The organism is Aestuariibaculum scopimerae (assembly GCF_059428085.1).
Genome location: NZ_CM182089.1, coordinates 2717318 through 2736816 on the forward strand (window position 1 = coordinate 2717318; position 19499 = coordinate 2736816).

The window sequence follows — 19499 nt, forward strand, 5'->3', positions numbered from 1 at the left end:
CTTGATTGAAGTTCAAAATAATCTAAAAAATGAAACTCATAAAACCAGTAGTATTAATTTTTATTGTTTGTTGCATGGTTTCTTGTAAAACTAAAAAGAACAAAAAAGAAGGGACTTGGTGGAAAGAAACGGTATTCTATGAAGTATATATGCCCAGTTACAAAGACAGCAATGGAGATGGTTACAGTGATTTTAAAGGGCTAACCTCAAAGCTGGGTTATATTCAAAACTTAGGAGTAAAAGGTATTTGGTTAACACCCTTTTTACAATCGCCAAAAGTAGATAATGGATATGATGTTTCAGATTATTATAAAATTGATTCCACGTATGGAACTTTGGAAGATTTTAAAGTTTTTTTGAATGAAGCACATAAAAGAAACATAAAAATAATTATGGATTTGGTAGTAAACCATACATCCACAGAATCGATATGGTTTCAAGAGGCCAAAAAATCCAAAGACAATCCTTATAGAGATTATTATATATGGAAAGACAAACCCAACAACTGGGAATCTTTTTTTGGAGGTTCTGCTTGGGAGTTTAATAGCATAACCAGTCAATATTATTACCATAAGTTTGATGTAAAAATGGCCGATCTTAATTGGCAAAATCCAAAGGTAGTTGATGAGATTAAAGACGTTTTAAGGTTTTGGTTGAATTTGGGTGTTGATGGATTCCGACTGGATGTTATCAATTTTTTGACTACTAACGGTATCACTCTTGATAATCCAATTGATGAAAACGGAGATCAAAAACACCTGAATGATATTAACCAAAAAGGTGTTAAGGAAGCCATGAAAACTATTAGAAAAACTGTTAATGAATTTGATAACCGTTTTATAGTTGGAGAAATAGGAAGTGATAAAATAGAAGTATTAAAGCAATACCAGGACACAGAATTACTGGATGTAGTATTCAATTTTAATTTTGGAAGTATAAAAGAATTTTCAGCACAACGACTGTTTGATGAGTTGCAAAGCATGGAGCACAATATGAGCAATTATCCAACCTTGTTTTTTGGAAGCCATGATATGCCCCGCCTAGTAAGTCGTTTAGCAAAAAATAATCCTGAAAGAGCTGAAGCCTTAGCAGCTTTAATGCTAACAGCAAAAGGAATCCCTTTTATATATTATGGAGAAGAAATTGGGATGGAAAACATTGAAGCCAATTCTTTAGATGAAATAAAAGATGTTCAAGGGCGCACACATTATAATTTGGCTTTAAAAAGCGATAAATCTAAAAAAGAAGCACTTAAAAATGGAAATAAGTATAACCGTGACAAATCTAGAAGCCCGATGCAATGGGATGATACTCAATTTGCAGGGTTTTCAAATATAACTCCTTGGATTAAGGTTAATAAAAATTACTCATATTTAAATGTAGCAACCTTAGAGAAAGATAAAAATTCGTTGTTAAATACATACAGAAAACTCATCGCTTTTAGAAATTCGGAGCCAGTTTTGCAATATGGAACATATACTGATTTAAATTTTTCAGAAGATTTAATTTCATTTTCAAGAACATATAAAGGGGAGTTTATTACTTGCTACTTTAATTTCAGCAATTCATCACATGACATAATTTTAAACGGAAAAGAAAAAGTTTTAATGGGAAAATTAAAATTGAGTCCTAATAAATTTTTAATTATTAGGGGTGTTGATTAATATCACAAAAGTTTTATAAAACATTAATGGTCTCTAATCCTACCGTAAAAGGTTCAATATTTATTCTGTTTGCAATCCTATCTAGGAAGTATTTATATAAGTAGTTAATTGTGTTTAGTAGAATCTCTTTTTATTAATTCGGTTTCTAAGGTTATAGTTTTAGGGGTAATTGTTTTTTTGTTTTTAGTAGCCTTGATCTCTTTGTATAATTGCTTAAACGCTGTTTTTCCCATTTTATAACCAGGTTGATTAATTGTGGTTAGACTTGGTGATATAACAGAAGACATAAACCAATTGCTAAAACCAACAATATTAATATCATCAGGAATTTTAACGCCCTGTGAGTTAAATTCAGTCATAGCTCCAATAGCAACTAAATCTGTATTTATAAATATACCATCTACATCTTTATGATCAATTAATAATTGTTTCGCATTCTTTTTGCCTTCTTCAAAACTCATTTCTCCGCATTCACATATATAGACTAATGAAGGGTCGTATGGCAGTCCATTATCCAAAAGGGCTTTTTTATATCCTAGAAAGCGATCAATTGAGTTTTGCGGTAAAAGTGCTCCTCTAAAATGAGCTATGCGTTTACACCCAATGTTTATTAAATGCTGAGTGGCATTATAAGCAGCTTTTCTATCATCTATAATAACTTTGGAACAGTTAACAATTTTAGCAATTTTATCAAACATCACTAAAGGTTTTTCTTGTGCAATTACGTGATTGATATGATTAAAATTAGCGGTGCCATTGGCAAGTGAAATTAAGATTCCATCAACTCGCTGACTTAAAAGTAAATCGATTTGCTTTTTTTCAAGTTCATAAGATTCATTAGATTGTAAGATAATTACTAGGTAGCCTTTTTTTTCGGCTTGAGAAACGATACCTTTAATAACGTTAGAAAAAAAATGATGTACAATTACGGGAATAATTAATCCAATAGTTTTAGATTCTTTTGTTCTTAAATTAACAGCAAACGTATTGGGTTTATAATTAAGTGTTTTGGCGAGTTCTTTAACTAATCCTTTCGTTTTTTTACTAACATCGGGATAGTCTTTTAAAGCTTTTGAAACGGTTGTTACAGATATATTTAACTCTTCTGCTATTTGTTTTAGGGTTACAGGTTTCATGTTACAGGTTTAAATGCTGTTTTAAAAATACAAAAATATTAATCGAAAACGTTTTCGGTTAAATCGAAAACGTTTTCGATTAATAAATGTTTAATATCTTATACTAATAAATATAGATTTGATAAAATTATTAATGGATTTTTATTAAACAACTAAATTAACAAAAGATGAAATTTATTAAATCAAATGGCATTTTAATGATTCTACTGCTCTTATCGGTTAAAACTATAATGGCACAATCAATTTCAGGAAATGTAAAAGACGAGGCAGGAATACCTTTACCAGGTGTTAATGTCATTCTGGACGGAACTACTAAAGGGTCTGTTACAGATTTTGATGGTAACTATGCTATTGACAGTGTAGAAAATGGAACTTATACTTTAATAGCTACTTTTTTAGGATATTCAAAATTCTCGCAAAGTGTTGTTGTTCAGGGAACCAATTTAACAATAGATATCATTATGCATGAAGATGCACAATCTTTAGAGCAAGTGGTAGTAACAGGTGTTGTAAACCCAAAGTCTAAAATTGAATCCAGTGTATCTGTTTCTACGATGGATGCGAAACTTATCGAACAAGCAGCACCAAGAAGTTCAGGAGAACTTTTTAGAAATATCCCGGGTATTCGTGCAGAGTCTTCAGGTGGAGAAGGAAATGCAAACTTTAATGTGCGTGGTGTTCCTATTTCTTCTGGGGGATCTAGGTATTTTCAAATTCAAGAAGATGGTTTGCCATTAAATTTATTTGGAGATACATCGTTTGGAAATGCCGACAATTTTTTAAGGATAGATTCAAATATAGGAAGAGTTGAGGCTATAAGAGGAGGTTCTGCATCTACACAAACGTCTAATGGTCCGGCGGGTATTATTAATATGATTAGTAAAACCGGTTCTAATGAAGGAGGTTCTATAGGAACAACCTTTGGTTTAGACTATCAAACAAGTCGATTGGATTTTGATTATGGAACGCCATTAGGTAATGGTTTGTCTTACCATATAGGAGGATTTATGAGAACAGGAGAAGGACCTAGAGAAATAGGGTATCAAGGTAATAAAGGAGGACAGTTTAAAGTTAATCTTACAAAAAGATTTAATGCTGGCTATGTGCGTGTTTATGGAAAATTTTTAAATGATAAATCGGTGATGTATTTACCAATGCCTATGTTATTGAAAGGAGGCAATTCAAATCCTACTTTTGCTAACTTGCCTGGTTTTGATATTACTAATGATGCTGTGCAATCTGCTTATTTACAACAAAGTGCTGGTACATCGCCATTTACAGGAGAAAGACATGTAAACGACGTGAGAAATGGTAATAACCCAAAGTCTAAGTCAATTGGGGCTGAGTTTTCGTTTAGTTTGCCAAAAGACTGGAAAATATCAGGTAAAGGTAGGTATTCTAATAATAGTGGAGAATGGGTAGCCCCGTTCACTGCAGCGGTTGGAACCATTTCTGAAATTGAAACAACAGCAAGAAACGCATCAAATGCTACAGGAGCTTTAGTATATACAGATGGAGATAGAGCGCCTTTTGCACCTTCTAACGGGTTGGCACAAATAGTTCATATGTTCGATGTTTCTATAGAAGATTTAAGTAACTTTTTTGGTGATATTAAAGTAAGTAAAAAAATTACTGATAATGTAGGTTTTACTGCCGGACTCTTTACGGCTACCCAAAACACTAAAATTGGATGGCAGTGGAGTTCATTTTTATCTGAAGTAAAAGGAGGTGGAGAAGCCCGGTTAGCAGATTTTGATGGATTTTCAAGAAACGGTCAATATTCATACGGAACACCTGTATGGGGTAATTGTTGTCAACGCAAATACAATACAGTACATAATGTAAACGCTCCATATGTAGGGGTAGATGCAGATATTACTGAAAAATTAAATTTTGATGGTAGTGTACGTTTTGAAAATGTTCGTGTAAATGGAAATATTCAAGCTGGTCCAACAAGCCAGGGTAATTTTGATTATGATGGTAATGGAATTATAGAAGGTATAGAGGAAAGCGTTCCAATTATAACAGGAAATGCAGGTCAAATTGTAAACGATAAATACAATTTTGTATCCTATTCCGCAGGACTAAATTATAAGCTAAATGATGTGTCTGCAGTTTTTGCACGCTATAGTTTAGGTGCATCAGGTAGAGCTCCAGATAGGAATAATTATGGATTAGATGGTAAGGCAGATGTGCAATATGATGAAGTTTCCCAAATTGAGGTGGGTTACAAAAAAAGATTTAATATCGGTGTGTTGAATTTAACAGGTTTTATGAGTAACACCGATGAAGGGTTAAGTAATGAATTGAATAGAGAAGTAGGTAATCCTTTTAAAGCATTAGGGTTAGAAGCAGAAACAGCCTTGACCTTTGGAGAACACATCACTTTTAATGGTTCGTTTACCTGGACTAAAGCTGAAATTGATGGTGGTGATAATAAAGGAAATACACCAAGAAGACAAGCTGATTTAGTATATAATTTATCACCTTCATTTAATTTTGGTGAAAACCGTCAGCATAGTTTAGCATTAAGTGTTTTAGGAACGTCTAAATCATACGCACAAGATGATAATGATTTAGTAATGCCAGCATACGCATATTTTAATTTTATTGGTAGAGCTGGTTTAACTAAAGGACTTTCTTTAGTCTTAAGTTTAAATAATATTTTTGATACTATAGGCATTACAGAAGTTGAAGGTAATGGCGATGGTGCCTTTGGAAGTGATCGACTTGTTAGAGCAAGGTCTATTAGTGGTCGTTCATCAACAGTTTCATTACAGTACAAGTTTTAAGAGTTTAGTTAATTGCTTAATTTGAGGTTGATTTTAAAGGGCTGATTTTAACTAAAAGTCTCAGCCCTTTTTTTAAAAAATAAAACATGAGAAATTTTATACTAATGTTGGCATTTGCCTTTATCATAACTAATGTTTGTTTTTCCCAAATAAAGCAGTCCCAAAGTGAGTTGCCAATTATTAAAAAAGAAATTAAAAAAATGATTGTCTATGGGAGCGATACATGTCATTATTGCCTTGAAACCAAATCATTTTTAAAAGAAAATAAAAAGGCTTTTGTGTATTATGATGTAGATGTAAATATGGGTAAACAAAAAGAAATGATATTAAAGCTTCAAAAATCAGGAATATCCTTAGATAATATATCATTACCCATTGTAGAAGTAAATGGAATTTTAATAATGAATGATGTCGATAATTTTCAAGGCTTTTTAAATAAATTAATTTCAAAGAAATAGAATCATGAAATTATCTAAGGTAAAATTATCTTTTTGGCAAATTTTCAATATGAATGTAGGGTTTCTTGGAATTCAATATAGTTTTGGTTTGCAACAAACAGCAGTTAATCCTATATTTTCTTTTTTAGGAGCCGAACATGACCAGTTACCTTTACTAAATTTAGCAGGCCCGGTAACAGGGTTAATTATTCAGCCTATAATAGGCGCCATTTCAGATAAAACTTGGTCTCCACGTTGGGGTAGACGTAAACCCTTCTTTTTAATAGGGGCACTATTAGGTAGTATATGTTTGTTTTTGTTTCCTTTTAGCCCAGCTCTATGGTTTGCAGTAGGGTTATTATGGATTTTAGATGTTGGTAATAATATGGCCATGGAGCCTTATCGAGCCTTTGTAGGAGATAAATTACCCAATAGCCAGTTGAGTTTTGGTTACCAAATGCAAAGCTTATTTGTAGGGGCAGGTATTGTATTGGCTAATGCTTCAATATTTCTGTTTCAAGATTGGTTTGGTGGAGCAGAAACAGTGACAGAGGCAGCAGATAGAATTCCTAAATGGTTGTATTATTCATTTTTTATTGGTGCTGTATTGTCTATATCAACAATACTTTGGTCGGTTTTAAAAACGCCCGAAATTCCTCCATCCGAAGAAGAGTTGAAAGCTATTAAAAGGCATAATGCTATGTCATTGCTAGACCGTATTAAAATGCCTTTCTTAGAAATTATGGAGGCAATAAAGGACATGCCAAATTTAATGTGGAAACTTTCTGGAGTATATTTATTTCAGTGGTATGCCTTATTTGTTTATTGGCAATTTATAGCGCCTTTGTTTGAAGAAACACTGGGGTTCAATAAATCTATGGCGTTAAGTCAGGCAGCCAAAATGAATACGACGTACAACGTTTCTACCATTGTTTTTGCTTTAGTATTAGTGCCATTAGCGGTAAAATTTGGAAGTAAAAAAGTATATGTATTGAGTCTTTTTTTTACCGGTATGGCCATGCTAAGTATTCCATATATTCAAGACCCTTTAATAGCTGTTTTACCTATGATTTTATTTGGGATAGGTTGGGCGGCTATGATGGGTATACCTTATTCCATGGTTTCCAAAGTGGTACCTCAAGAAAGAAGGGGCGTGTATATGGGAATTCTAAACATGATGATTGTAATTCCAATGGGAATCCAAACATTAACTTTTGGGCCTATAGTTAAAAACTTATTAAACAATAGTGCAGTAAATGCTATAATATGGGGAGGTGTGTTTTTTGTTATAGCTGGAATTCTGGCTTTACGATTAAAAGAACCGAAACAGGCAGAGCGTGAGGATATAGAAGTGGTTATATAGAGTAGAGATCAGTAAAATTAATTAAGTAATATAGGTTTGGAAAAAAATAGCAGACATATAGATATACTTTGTATAGGTGAAGTTCTTGTAGATTTTATAGGTCATCAAAAAGGTGTGCTTATAGACGAAACAAGAGATTATCATAGATATTTGGGAGGTTCACCAACAAATGTGGCTATGAACATGGCACGTTTAGGTTTGCATTCGGTGTTGGTAGCAACCATTGGTAAAGATGGTTTTGGTGAATATATTTTAAAAAGGTTGTCAGAGGTTGGAGTAGACACCAATTATATTCAAAAACGAGACAAAGAAACAACCAGTGTTATTTTTGTGTCAAGATCTGAAGGAACACCCGATTTTATATCTTTTAGAGAGGCAGATAAGTATATATTGGAAAGTCAAATTCCCAAAACATTGCTTATGAATACCAAGGTGTTTCATACAACCTGTTTTGCTTTAAGCAAAAAACCTGCACAAGCAACTATTATAAACAAAGCTAAGGAAGCGAGTGCTTTAGGTTGTACTCTTAGTATTGATGTTAATTACTCAGAAAAACTATGGAGTAGCAGGGAAGAAGCTTTACAAGTAATAAAAACTTATTGTAGCTTCAATCCACTTGTTAAAGTTAGTGAGGATGATATGTTTCGATTTTTCGAAAAGGAAATGAAGCATGAAGATATTTTTAACTTTTTTCACGAAATAGGAGTAGATGTCGTTTGTTTAACGCTTGGTAGTAAAGGCGTTAAGTTGTCTCAAAAAAAGGCAAAAACTATTAGTCTTCCAGCAGTAAAAGTAGAACAGGTAATTGATTCTACTGGAGCGGGAGATGCGTTTTGGTCGGGGTTTTTATTTGCTTATGTAAAGCAAAAATCTACTAAAAAATGTTTAGAAGTAGCATTGCAATTGGCAGCATTAAAACTTCAAAATGTTGGTAGACTGCCAGATAATATTAACATACTTTCAAAATTACTTTAAAAAATATAAAATAATGTTGGCTAATAATAAAACATTAAATGGCGTAATGCTTAATGCTTATCCAGATAGTATTGGAAATAATTTAAGTGATCTTATTACCATGTTAAAAAGGCCTGAGTTTAGAGATGTTTTTTCTTTATTCTATGTGCTTCCAACTTTTTTTAATAGTGATTTAGATAGAGGGTTTTCAATAATAGATTATAATTTAAATACCGAATTAGTCTCAAAATCAGATTTAAAAGAATTAGAGCAATTAAACATTCAATTAAAATTCGATATTGTTCTAAATCATTTATCAGTTGCGTCACCACAGTTTAAAGATTTGCTTAAAAACGGAGACCGTTCAAAGTATAAAGATTTTTTTATTGATTGGAATGCTTTTTGGCAAGGACACGGAGCACTAAATGCTGAAGGCATTATAATTCCTAAAACTGAGTTGCTTGATAAATTGTTTATGAGAAAATCAGGATTACCAATTTTAAAGGTGCCATTTCCCGACGGAACAAAAAGACCTTATTGGAATACATTTTATCAAAAAGTAAATGACGATCATAGCTTTTTAGGGCAAATGGATGTAAATGCAAAATCTAAACTAGTATGGGAGTTTTATGAAGAAACCTTAGCTAAGCTAAAAGGTTATGGCTGTAAGATATTAAGGTTAGATGCTTTCGCTTATTTGCACAAAGAGGTGGGCGAATCAAATTTTTTTAATAAGCCAGGAACGTGGAACTATTTAGAAAAGATTAAAAAAATTGCAGATAAAAATAATTTACAGTTGTTACCAGAAATACATGCCGAGTATGGACTTAATCTTCATGATGAGGTAGCTAAACAAGGGTATCAAATTTACGATTTTTTTCTACCAGGGTTAATGATCCATACGCTTGAAACAGGGAATAATCAAGCCTTAATGGCATGGGTTAATGAAATTATTAACAAAGGCTATAAAACAGTAAATATGTTAGGCTGTCATGATGGTATTCCAGTTTTAGATTTAAAAGGAAAAGAAATTGATGGTGTATTTCATAAAGGATTGTTGGATGATAATGAGATTGAAGATATTATGAATATCATTTTAGAACGTGGCGGACGCGTAAAAAACTTATATAATGCCGAAGGTAAAAAGATTTCTTATTATCAAGTAAATGCTACCTTTTATAGTGCTTTGGGCGAGAATGACAAGAAATTATTGTTAGCCCGAGCTATTCAAATGTTTATGCCAGGAATTCCACAAATTTGGTATTTAGATTTGTTTGCAGGTAAAAATGATTATAAAGCTGCTGATAGTGCGGGTAGTGGAGGTCATAAAGAAATTAATAGAACAACACTATCAATGGACGCTATTGAATTAGGATTGAAAAAAGCAGTTGTATTAAATCAACTAGAGCTACTCAAATTAAGAAATACCTCAATGGCCTTTTCCGGCAGTATTAAGATAAACGACAGCGATCCAAAAAAGATTGATATTTTATGGGAAAACAAAAATGAAAGGGCCCATTTAAAGGCAAATCTCGAAACTTTTCATTTTATCATAAATTATACCCAACAGGGGGAAAATAAGATCATAAATTATAATTAATAGGTTTACCAAAATAATTATAACACCATCTATTATATCAAAACTAAAACACCCCTTAAGCCTAAGCCTCTACCTGCAAATCCTTCATACAGTCCTTTAAAAAAGCGTAGGCGCGTCTTACGTGGCCTTCAACCGTTTTAATAGAAATACGCATGTTATCAGAAATTTGCTTGTACTTTAAGCCCGATAGTTTCGTCTCCATAAACACGTCCTTACAGCGTTTAGGGAGTTTGTCCATACAAGCGTGCAGTTTCTTTAAAAGGTCGTTTTTATACGAGGCATCATCCTCTAGGGTAGAAACAAAATCATTTAACGGCGACTCATAAAACGAAGCATAAAGCGCCTCCTTGCGGGCATTGCGCTTAAAAGCATCCATAAGCTTATTGTGCACAATACGGTACAAATAGCTTTTAAGCGAAGCCTTAATATCAATCCGTTTCCTGTGCGTCCATAAATCAATAAAAGCTTCCTGTACCACATCCTCAATCAAGCTTCGGTCTGGCGTATATCTAAGCCCATAACAACACAGGTCGTTATAAAAGTGGTTATAAATATGCTCAAAAGCCTTTAAGTCACCTTGGATTAACGATCTCACCACAAGACCAAAATCTGTGTCTTTCGTATCCATTTAAATTATTAATATATTTATGTAAACATAAGCCAATTATGCTAATTAAAAAAAAATTAAAAAAAATTGGAGGGTTTTTAGCAATTAAAAAGACATAGTAATAAAGGCATTATTATGGACCAAAAACAAATAGACGCTTTAATCATGAAATTTATTGGAAACACCCTCTCCAATAAAGAAGCAGCATGGTTAGAAACCTGGTTGCAAGACCCCGGGCATAAAGCCTACCTAAACACATTTATAAAAACCCATTACCTTATAAATATAAGCACGCCATTTAACCGCGATGCCTCCCTAAAAATTATAAAACAACAAATACTATTAAAAACCCGTCGTAAAAAACGCCGTTTACAATATATGGCCGCTGCCGTACTAGTTGGCTTTCTGGCAATAGGGTATTTATTAATCCAACAATTGCCCACCACCACCCAGCAACCCATTATAGTTAACAACCAAATAACACCTGGCACCAACCAAGCTACCCTAACCCTAGAGGACGGTACCACAGTACCTTTGGAAAAAGGTACCTCATACCAAACAACATACGCCAATAGCAATGGCGAGCAAATCGTTTACAGTTCGGCCGAAAGTAGCGTACCGCCTAAAGCCTATAGCGTAGAGCGAGCAGTCAACACCTTGACTGTCCCCAGAGGCGGCCAATACCAATTAGCATTGGCCGATGGCACCCAAGTATGGCTAAACTCCGAAACCCAAATACAATACCCCGTTAACTTTATAAAAGGCCAACCCCGCGAAGTCACCCTCGTTTACGGCGAAGCCTATTTTGACGTCACTAGCTCTGCGAAGTTTGCAACTTTGCAGCCCGACAGCAGTCCTTTTAGAGTCCTATCCCCCAACATAGCGTCATTGCGAGAAGTTCCGACTATAGTCGGAGGGAAGCAATCTCATCCTGAAACAGACGATTTCAACCAAATCGTCGAAGTCCTAGGCACCGAGTTCAACATCAAAGCTTACAAAGACGAAACCAATATATACACCACCCTAGTAGAAGGAAAAGTATCTGTCACCCCAAGTACAGTTGAGAAGTCTCAATACGCAATACCCAATACTCAAATCTTAAAACCTAACCAACAATCCACCCTAAACCTAAAAACCGGCCAAATAGCCCTAGCCAAAAACGTAGACATATACCGCGAAATTGCTTGGAAAGAAGGCGTATTTAGCTTTAGGCACAAACCCTTAAAAGAGATCATGACCGTTTTATCGCGCTGGTACGATATAGACGTGGTTTTTGAAAACAAAGCATTAGAAAACGAGCGCTTTATGGGAACACTCGATAGGTTTCAAGATATAGAAGACATCCTATCGGCCATTCAAAGCACCAAAATCATAAAAACCTATCAAATAAATAATAAAACAGTAACCATAAAATAAACTAACAACCAAAACACATAAGCATATGACGTAAACCAGCCTAAACACAACAAAAAAAGAAAAGGAGGATATTAGTTTATACCGCGACAGTACCCAACTACTTTCCCCCTTTAAAGACGTATTAATTAATTACCAGCCTGCCAGTAGGCAGGAAAAAATAACTAACTAATAACACACAAATTTATGGAAATAATATTAACTAATGTGCTTTTCCAAAAAGGAAAAGGACTCTTAATGCTCATCATGCGAACATTTATCTTCTTGTTTTGTGCCACCGTGTTCAGTATCACTCCAGATAGTGTATTGTCTCAAAATGCAAAAATTGTAATAAAAGAAGATATAACCGTAACCGCCGATGAGGTTTTCGATCTCATAGACACCCAAACCAATTACAGGTTTATATACCACGAGGCCCTTTTTAAAAACCTTCCAAAAATAGCACTAAAAAAGGGCAAAGTAAGCGCCAGTAAGCTGTTACAGCAAATTATGGCCCACGGTAACTTTAATGTAGTGCTTACCCAAAACAACACCATACTTATTAAACCGGCCAATACCATACAGCAAATACAGGTAACAGGTACGGTAACCGACGCCCAGGGCCTGGGCATACCCGGCGCCACCGTACTTATTAAAGGCACCACCAAGGGCACAGCTACCAATATAGAGGGTTATTACACCATTACCGTACCCAACCCTGAGAATGTTTTGGTGTTCTCGGCACTGGGGTTTGCAACACAGGAAATTACGGTGGGCGCTCAAAAAAGTATTAACATAACGCTTAGGGAAGAAATTAGTGAGTTGGGGGTGGTTGTTTTAAATGCGGGGTATTATAAAACATACAAACGTATAGCAACTGGAAATATAGGTAAAGTAGATTCTAAAGATATAGAGAAGCAACCTATTTCAAATCCTCTTGAAGCATTACAAGGTAGAATACCGGGAGTGTTTGTTGAACAACAAAATGGACTCCCAGGTGGAGCATTTGATTTGAAGATTAGAGGCAGAAATAGTATTGATAGTAGTAATAACCCTTTATATGTAATAGATGGAGTGCCTTTTTCTTCAGAAGCACTATCATCTCCAACTACATCCTTATCAATCTTATCTGGTTTGGGCGCAAGTCCATTAAATAGTATAAACCCAAAAGATATTGAAAGTATCGAAGTTCTAATAGATGCTGATGCTACTGCAATCTATGGCTCTAGAGGCGCTAATGGAGTAGTATTGATAACAACAAAAAAAGGGAGAGAAGGAAAAACATCTTTTAATTTAAGCTTATACTCAGGGATAAGTTCTTTATCTAATAAAATGGACTTGCTAAATACAGAACAATATTTAGAAATGAGAAATGAAGCAGTGGCTAACGATGGGGCTGAGGCCTTTGTAGATAGGATACCTAGATTATTTTATGATATCGCAACTTGGGATACTACAAGGTACACTGATTGGCAAGAAGAGTTATTAGGAAACAATGCAGAAATATTTAATATTCAAAGCTCTATATCTGGTGGTAACAATGACTTCAAATATTTATTTAGTGGTGGTTTTCAATCAAGGGGAAATGTTTTTCCTGGAGATAAAATGTATACCAAAGGATCAGGTTTATTGTCAATTAATCACACTGCTTTGAATAAAAAATTAAGCTTAAACTTCTCTATTAATTATGTTTTTGATGAAAATAACTTAATTGGTCAAGATCTTACAAGATCAGCTTTAACGTTGTCCCCAACCTCTCCGGCTTTGTATGATGATCAGGGTAATTTGAATTGGGAAAACTCTACTTGGCAAAACCCTCTTCAAAATCTACAGAAAGGTTTTGAAGCTCATTCAAATAATTTAATTACTAACGCAGTAATAGGTTATCAAATAGTTAAAAACTTAGAATTAAAAACATCTTTAGGATTTAATGACATAAGAGTAAAGGATGCATACCTAACGCCATCAACATATTATGATCCAGCACTTGGTATAACTCCACAAGAGGGAGCTGAATCAAGTTTTAATAATGCCGACAGTCAATCATGGACTATAGAACCTCAATTAAACTGGAAATTTGATTTTGGTAAGAGTACTATTTCTGCATTAATTGGGGGAGCTCTACAAGTAGAAAAACGTGAACAGAAAGTTATTACTGCTGCTGGCTTTGCTTCAGATGATTTAATTCAAGACCCATCAGCTGCTTCAACTAATTCAATAATTAGTTACAGTAATTCTGAATATCGATATAATGCTATTTTTGGAAGACTTAATTACAACTTTGATCAAAAATATATTGTAAATATTACAGGACGTAGAGATGGTTCAAGTCGCTTTGGTCCAGGTAAACAATTTGCAAATTTTGGGGCAATAGGTTTAGCTTGGGTTTTCTCAAATGAAAAATTCATCAAAAAAGCAAAACCCTTTTTCAGTTATGGAAAATTACGAACAAGTTATGGTATAACTGGAAACGATCAAATAGGGAATTATGAATTTTTGGATTCATATAAATCTGGCGGCATATACGCGGGTAATCCTGGTTTATATCCAGTAAGATTGTTTAATCCTGATTTTTCATGGGAAGAAAACAAAAAATTTGAATTAGGAATAGAATTAGGACTTTTAGATGATCATATTTTGCTAAATATGAATTTTTATAGAAATCGTTCTTCAAATCAGTTAGTAAATTACCCATTATCAAATGTAACGGGATTTGAAGGCGTTAGATCAAATTTAAATGCAACAATACAGAATACAGGCTTTGAAGTTGATTTTCATACAATAAATATTAAATCGGATAATTTTACTTGGACTACAGATTTTAATTTTTCTCTACCAGAAAACAAATTAGTTTCATTTCCAGGAATTGAAGGGTCTCCATATAATAGCATTTATGAGGTTGGTAGGCCATTAAATATTAGCAAAGTATATAAATTAATCGGGGTCAATCCTGATACTGGCATTTATGATTTTGAAGATTTAAATATGGATGGTACAATTACTACTGCTGATCAAACAGAAATAGTAGAAGTAGGTCAGAACTATTATGGGGGCTTCAATAATAGTTTTTCTTATAAAGGTTTAAAATTAGATGTATTTTTTCAGTTCGTAGATCAAACTGGCCCTAGTTCTTTTCGCCTATTTACTACATGGCCTGGAAATAATTCAAATCAACCTTATTATATTATGAAAGATAGATGGCAACAAGTGGGTGATATGGCAAAAACACAAAGGTTTACAACATTTTTAAATTCGGGTGCTAGAAATGCATATACTAGATATAGATCAAGCGATGCCGGAGTTACAGATGCTTCATATATAAGATTGAAAAATGTGTCATTATCTTATCAATTACCAGATAATTGGTTTAAAACAATAAAAAGTAAAATATATTTTCAGGGACAGAACCTTTTAACAATTACTAATTATGATGGTTTAGACCCAGAAGGCTTTCTAGGTTCTTTGCCTCCATTAAAAACCATTTCTTTTGGTTTAGATTTAACATTTTAATATTAAATATCATGAGAAATAACATAAAAAAGATATCATTATTATCTAAAATAAATTACAAATACAACTCTATTTTTATAATACTATTAATGTTAATGTCATGTGAGAGCCTTATAGAAATAGACCCACCAAAATCAGAATTAATTACAGAAACAGTTTTTAATTCAGATGCTACTGCAGATGCAGCAATGTCTTCTATTTATTCTCAGTTTAGAAGTGGTTTTGCATCAGCTGGAACTAACGTTTCAATGATGGGTAGCTTTTCCGCAGATGAATTGGAGTATTTGTCTAGTGTACAAGAAATTCAGGAAATTTATACAAACTCAATTGTTGCAACTAATTCATTAATTTCAAGCTTTTGGAATACTGGTTATAATTTAGTTTATCAATGTAATGCCGTAATTGAAGGCATTGATAATTCAGAAAACCTTACACCTCAATTAAAAACTCAATTAAAAGGAGAGGCTTTATTCATAAGAACAATCTGTCACTTTTATTTAACAAGTTTTTTTGGAGACATACCTTATGTAACTACTACAGATTACAGGTTAAATACTAAAGCGTCTAAAAATACAACTGCAGAAATATTCCAATTTATGATTGACGATTTGATGTCAGCTAAAGATTTATTACCTAATGATTATTCATTTATTGATAATGATGAAAGAATTAGAGTGAACAAAGGAGCTGCATCTGCACTATTATCAAGAGTTTATTTATATAATCGTAATTGGCAACAAGCAGAAGATGAAGCGACCATAGTGATAAATAACACACTATATGATTTAGAAGATATAAATGATGTGTTTTTAAAGAACAGCAAAGAATCGATTTTTCAAGTAGCATCAACAGTAGGAAGCACATATGATGGTTTAGTTTATATTCCTTCTTCCAATGCAACAAGTTTAACATTTGCTGCTCTTACACCTAGTTTAGTTAATGAATTTGAATCAAATGATTTGCGTAAAAACAATTGGATTGGAGTTTTTAGCAGTAGTTCCGGCACTTCGTACTACCCATACAAATACAAAGAGTCTTCTTCTACAACTGAAAGTCCTTTGGAGTATACAACTGTTATTAGGTTGGCTGAAATAGTATTAATAAGAGCTGAAGCTAGGGCCAATATGAATAATATAAATGAAGCACTTGCTGATTTAAATCTAGTCAAAAATAGAGCGGGCCTAACAGATTCTATTGCAAATAATCAAAATGATTTACTAGATGAGATTCAGAAAGAAAGACAATTAGAATTTTTCACAGAGTGGGGGCATCGATGGTTAGACTTAAAAAGGACAGACAATGCCACTCAAATTCTTTCTATTTCAAAACCAGCATGGGACACTTTTGATGTTTTATTTCCAATTCCAGAATCTGAAATTCTGATTAATCCAAATTTAACCCAAAACATAGGCTATTAAATCTAAAAAAATGAAAATCAATAATTATTTAATAGTATTAATTAGTTGTTTAGCACTTAATCTTTTTGGTCAAAACTCATCAAAAGAAGGTATTATAATAGGGGAAAAAATTCCAGAATTTTCTTTGAACAATATAAACTACACCAATAAAACAGTTATAGATAATAATGATTTTAGAGGAAAATGGCTAATTCTTGACTTTTGGTCTTTAGGGTGCGTGTCTTGTGTAAAAAGCTTTCCTAAAATCAATAAAATACAGCAAGATTTTAAAGATAGCGCACAGTTTGTATTAATTGGTAAAACCAGTAAAGAAAGACCAGAGGATATAGAGAAAGCTTATGAGCGATTTAGAAAATTTTATGATTTAAACTTAACTGTAGCATATGACTCAATAATTTTTAAAAATTTTGAAATTCATTATACTCCACACATTATCATAGTTGACCCAGAGGGTGTAGTCAGAGCTAGAACAGTTTCAATTAATGAAGATCAAATAAATTACTTAATTAGGTATAATGATGCATCTAAAATTATACCTGCTAGTTTAGAATATAATGTAGATTTAACCTCTCCTTTATTTGTAAATGGTAATGGCGGAGAGTATGATGATTTTTTATTTAGGTCGGTGCTTGCTAGGTATAAAATAAGTGGAAAACGTTCAATAAATCCCAATATAGACTTTCAAATAGAACAAGGGTGTTTTCAAGGAGCAGGGTTGTCAATTAGGGAAATGTATGCAATTGCATATTTTGGACAAGGAGAAAATTGGAATTCTCATTCTATCAATAAAAATGATTCATTTTTTAACAATCTATACCCAAAGATAACATTAGAAGTTTCTGATACAACGCCATTTATTCCAGACTTTGGCACTGGTAAAAACCTATATAGTTATGCTCTTAAAGCTCCTAAAGAAAACCTGTCAAAAGACAAGTTGAAAAAAATGATGCAGAATGATTTAAATAGATATTTTGGATATGAAGCAAACATAGAGTTCTGTGATAAGCCATTTTTTATTTTAAGAGCAACAGATGAGGCAAAAAGCAAATTAAAGACATCAGGAAGAACTACAGCTATTAAAGGAGACCATTCCGGTAGACAATTAATAAATACTCCTATTAAAACTTTATTAATACTCATAGGTTATTATAATAAGTCTATTCCTCCAGTTATTGATGAAACTGGTATAGTAGGTAATATTGATATAAATTTAGATGTAATACTGACAGATTTCAATGCTTTAAAAGATTGCTTAAGTTCTAATGGACTATCTCTTAGATTAGAGAATAGAAAAACTAGGGCTTTAATAATCAGAGATCCCAAACCAGAACCCCAGAACAATAACTAAAAATGGTAATCAATAAAGTACAAAATATGTAAAAACACACTGCCCCCAGCCCGCCAACCAATAAAAACAATGTTTAACAAGTATTTGTTCAAGTTGGAGAAAAACAAGCTCAAAAAAAAAAGCGGGCCGGGCGGTATGTAACCACCCCCTGTACGGTACCCGAGGAAACCGTACCCTTCACCAAACCCTGCCTTTCTAGGGCCAGCCTATCTGGAAAAGAAAGGAATTGCTAAAAAAACAGGTCTCTCTCACAAAAAATAATGTTAACAGGGCCCGCCCCTGCCGCAACGGCAGGGCCATGCCCAAAAAAATTAAAAAAAACATGAGACAGATAACAGCACTCCTGTTACTGGCGGCCATGGCGCCAAGCCACGGCCAGGCCAACACAAACAAACAGCCCGATACCGCCCAGGTACCGCGGCCCCTGCACAACAAGCTGGTGGACAGCATCATTAACTACAACCTGCGCATGCTGGACCAGCTCGAGCCCCTGCTGCAGGCCAAGAGCACCAATACCGAGCAGCTGCTCGACCTGGTGCGCAACAACATGATATGGACCCGCAGCCATATGCTGCTCACCGACATCAAGCTATCCGAGACCCAGCAGCAACTGTTCCTCACCCAAGAGGCCCTAAAGGAAGAGCACAAGATAAACAACATGCAGACCATAGGCTTTACCGCCGGGGGCGTGGCCCTGGGCATGGTGATTGGGTTTCTTATTCATTAAGTGAAAAGTGAACAGTGAAAAACTAAAAACTAAAAACTAAAAGTGAAAAGTTAAAAGTGTTAAGTCTGTCATTCAGAGACATAATTTTTGGTACCCAAACAGACAAAATGAGATGACGAACAACTGTAATCATAGTGTCAGTTCGAGCGCAGTCGAGAACCTTAAAACAGTTAAAAATGAACACGTTGCAAAATACGTCATCGGTAGGGAGGCAACGACCGAAGAATCTCAACTTGAACGAAACAGTGAAAAACTAAAAGTTTTAACAAGTTCAGAGTTATGAGTTCAGAGTTCAGAGTTGGCTCACTGTTGCGAGGGGCAACTCTGGATTCAGAATTCAGGATTATGAATGGCTCACGGTTGCGGGCATTAAACCATACGCAGGACCGCGCTATAGGTTGATCGCACAGCTAAACAACATGGAGCCAGAACGGACCATGACTGACGGGGAATTCCTTTCCTTGAGGAAAGGTGGCAGTGGTTTTTTCGAAAAAACCGCTGTCGGAAAGGTGACCAATGACCAGGCACCCCCTTTTGGTTGAAAACGAGCA

The 19499-nt window shown here is 34.2% G+C and carries 13 protein-coding genes; 11 read left to right on the forward strand and 2 right to left on the reverse strand.

The window, feature by feature from the left end:
* Nucleotides 1–29 precede the first annotated feature (29 nt).
* Entirely contained in the window at nt 30–1664 is a 1635-nt protein-coding gene (locus tag AC5SR4_RS11725; protein WP_495356432.1) for an alpha-glucosidase, read from the forward strand.
* A 104-nt stretch (nt 1665–1768) separates the two neighbouring features.
* On the opposite strand, the gene AC5SR4_RS11730 is transcribed toward AC5SR4_RS11725, so the two are convergent.
* Nucleotides 1769–2800 carry a LacI family DNA-binding transcriptional regulator gene (locus AC5SR4_RS11730; protein ID WP_495356433.1) on the reverse strand — a complete coding sequence of 344 codons (1032 nt, stop codon included), beginning with the start codon at nt 2798–2800 and terminating at the stop codon, nt 1769–1771.
* Between the two features lie 167 nt (nt 2801–2967).
* Between AC5SR4_RS11730 and AC5SR4_RS11735 the strand changes: the two genes are divergently transcribed.
* The 5 genes from AC5SR4_RS11735 (at nt 2968) to gtfA (ending at nt 9946) form a co-directional block, all read left to right on the forward strand.
* Nucleotides 2968–5592 carry a TonB-dependent receptor gene (locus tag AC5SR4_RS11735; RefSeq protein WP_495356434.1) on the forward strand — a complete coding sequence of 875 codons (2625 nt, stop codon included), beginning with the start codon at nt 2968–2970 and terminating at the stop codon, nt 5590–5592.
* Between the two features lie 86 nt (nt 5593–5678).
* The gene (locus tag AC5SR4_RS11740; protein ID WP_495356435.1) at nt 5679–6050 is read left to right on the forward strand and encodes a glutaredoxin family protein; all 372 of its coding nucleotides are present in this window, start codon (nt 5679–5681) and stop codon (nt 6048–6050) included.
* A 4-nt stretch (nt 6051–6054) separates the two neighbouring features.
* On the forward strand, nt 6055–7392 hold the full coding sequence (locus tag AC5SR4_RS11745) for an MFS transporter (RefSeq protein ID WP_495356436.1): 1338 nt from the start codon (nt 6055–6057) through the stop codon (nt 7390–7392).
* Between the two features lie 36 nt (nt 7393–7428).
* A complete protein-coding gene (locus tag AC5SR4_RS11750; RefSeq protein ID WP_495356437.1) occupies nt 7429–8367 on the forward strand; it encodes a carbohydrate kinase family protein in 939 nt (312 codons plus the stop codon).
* 13 nt (nt 8368–8380) lie between these two features.
* A complete protein-coding gene (gene gtfA / locus AC5SR4_RS11755) occupies nt 8381–9946 on the forward strand; it encodes a sucrose phosphorylase (protein WP_495356438.1) in 1566 nt (521 codons plus the stop codon).
* A 61-nt stretch (nt 9947–10007) separates the two neighbouring features.
* On the opposite strand, the gene AC5SR4_RS11760 is transcribed toward gtfA, so the two are convergent.
* Complete coding sequence (locus AC5SR4_RS11760; RefSeq protein ID WP_495356439.1) at nt 10008–10574, reverse strand: RNA polymerase sigma-70 factor; 567 nt, start codon at nt 10572–10574, stop codon at nt 10008–10010.
* A 114-nt stretch (nt 10575–10688) separates the two neighbouring features.
* Here AC5SR4_RS11760 and AC5SR4_RS11765 point away from each other — a divergent pair, with 114 nt between their 5' ends.
* The 5 genes from AC5SR4_RS11765 (at nt 10689) to AC5SR4_RS11785 (ending at nt 18948) form a co-directional block, all read left to right on the forward strand.
* Complete coding sequence (locus tag AC5SR4_RS11765; protein ID WP_495356440.1) at nt 10689–11969, forward strand: FecR family protein; 1281 nt, start codon at nt 10689–10691, stop codon at nt 11967–11969.
* Between the two features lie 183 nt (nt 11970–12152).
* Nucleotides 12153–15455, forward strand: coding sequence for a SusC/RagA family TonB-linked outer membrane protein (locus AC5SR4_RS11770; RefSeq protein ID WP_495356441.1), 3303 nt, complete (start codon nt 12153–12155; stop codon nt 15453–15455).
* 11 nt (nt 15456–15466) lie between these two features.
* Nucleotides 15467–16873: a RagB/SusD family nutrient uptake outer membrane protein gene (locus AC5SR4_RS11775; RefSeq protein ID WP_495356442.1), complete on the forward strand. Its 1407-nt coding sequence runs from the start codon at nt 15467–15469 to the stop codon at nt 16871–16873.
* Between the two features lie 10 nt (nt 16874–16883).
* Nucleotides 16884–18221: a TlpA family protein disulfide reductase gene (locus tag AC5SR4_RS11780; protein ID WP_495356443.1), complete on the forward strand. Its 1338-nt coding sequence runs from the start codon at nt 16884–16886 to the stop codon at nt 18219–18221.
* Between the two features lie 322 nt (nt 18222–18543).
* Nucleotides 18544–18948, forward strand: a complete 405-nt coding sequence (locus AC5SR4_RS11785) for a hypothetical protein (protein WP_495356444.1) — start codon at nt 18544–18546, stop codon at nt 18946–18948.
* Nucleotides 18949–19499 lie beyond the last annotated feature (551 nt).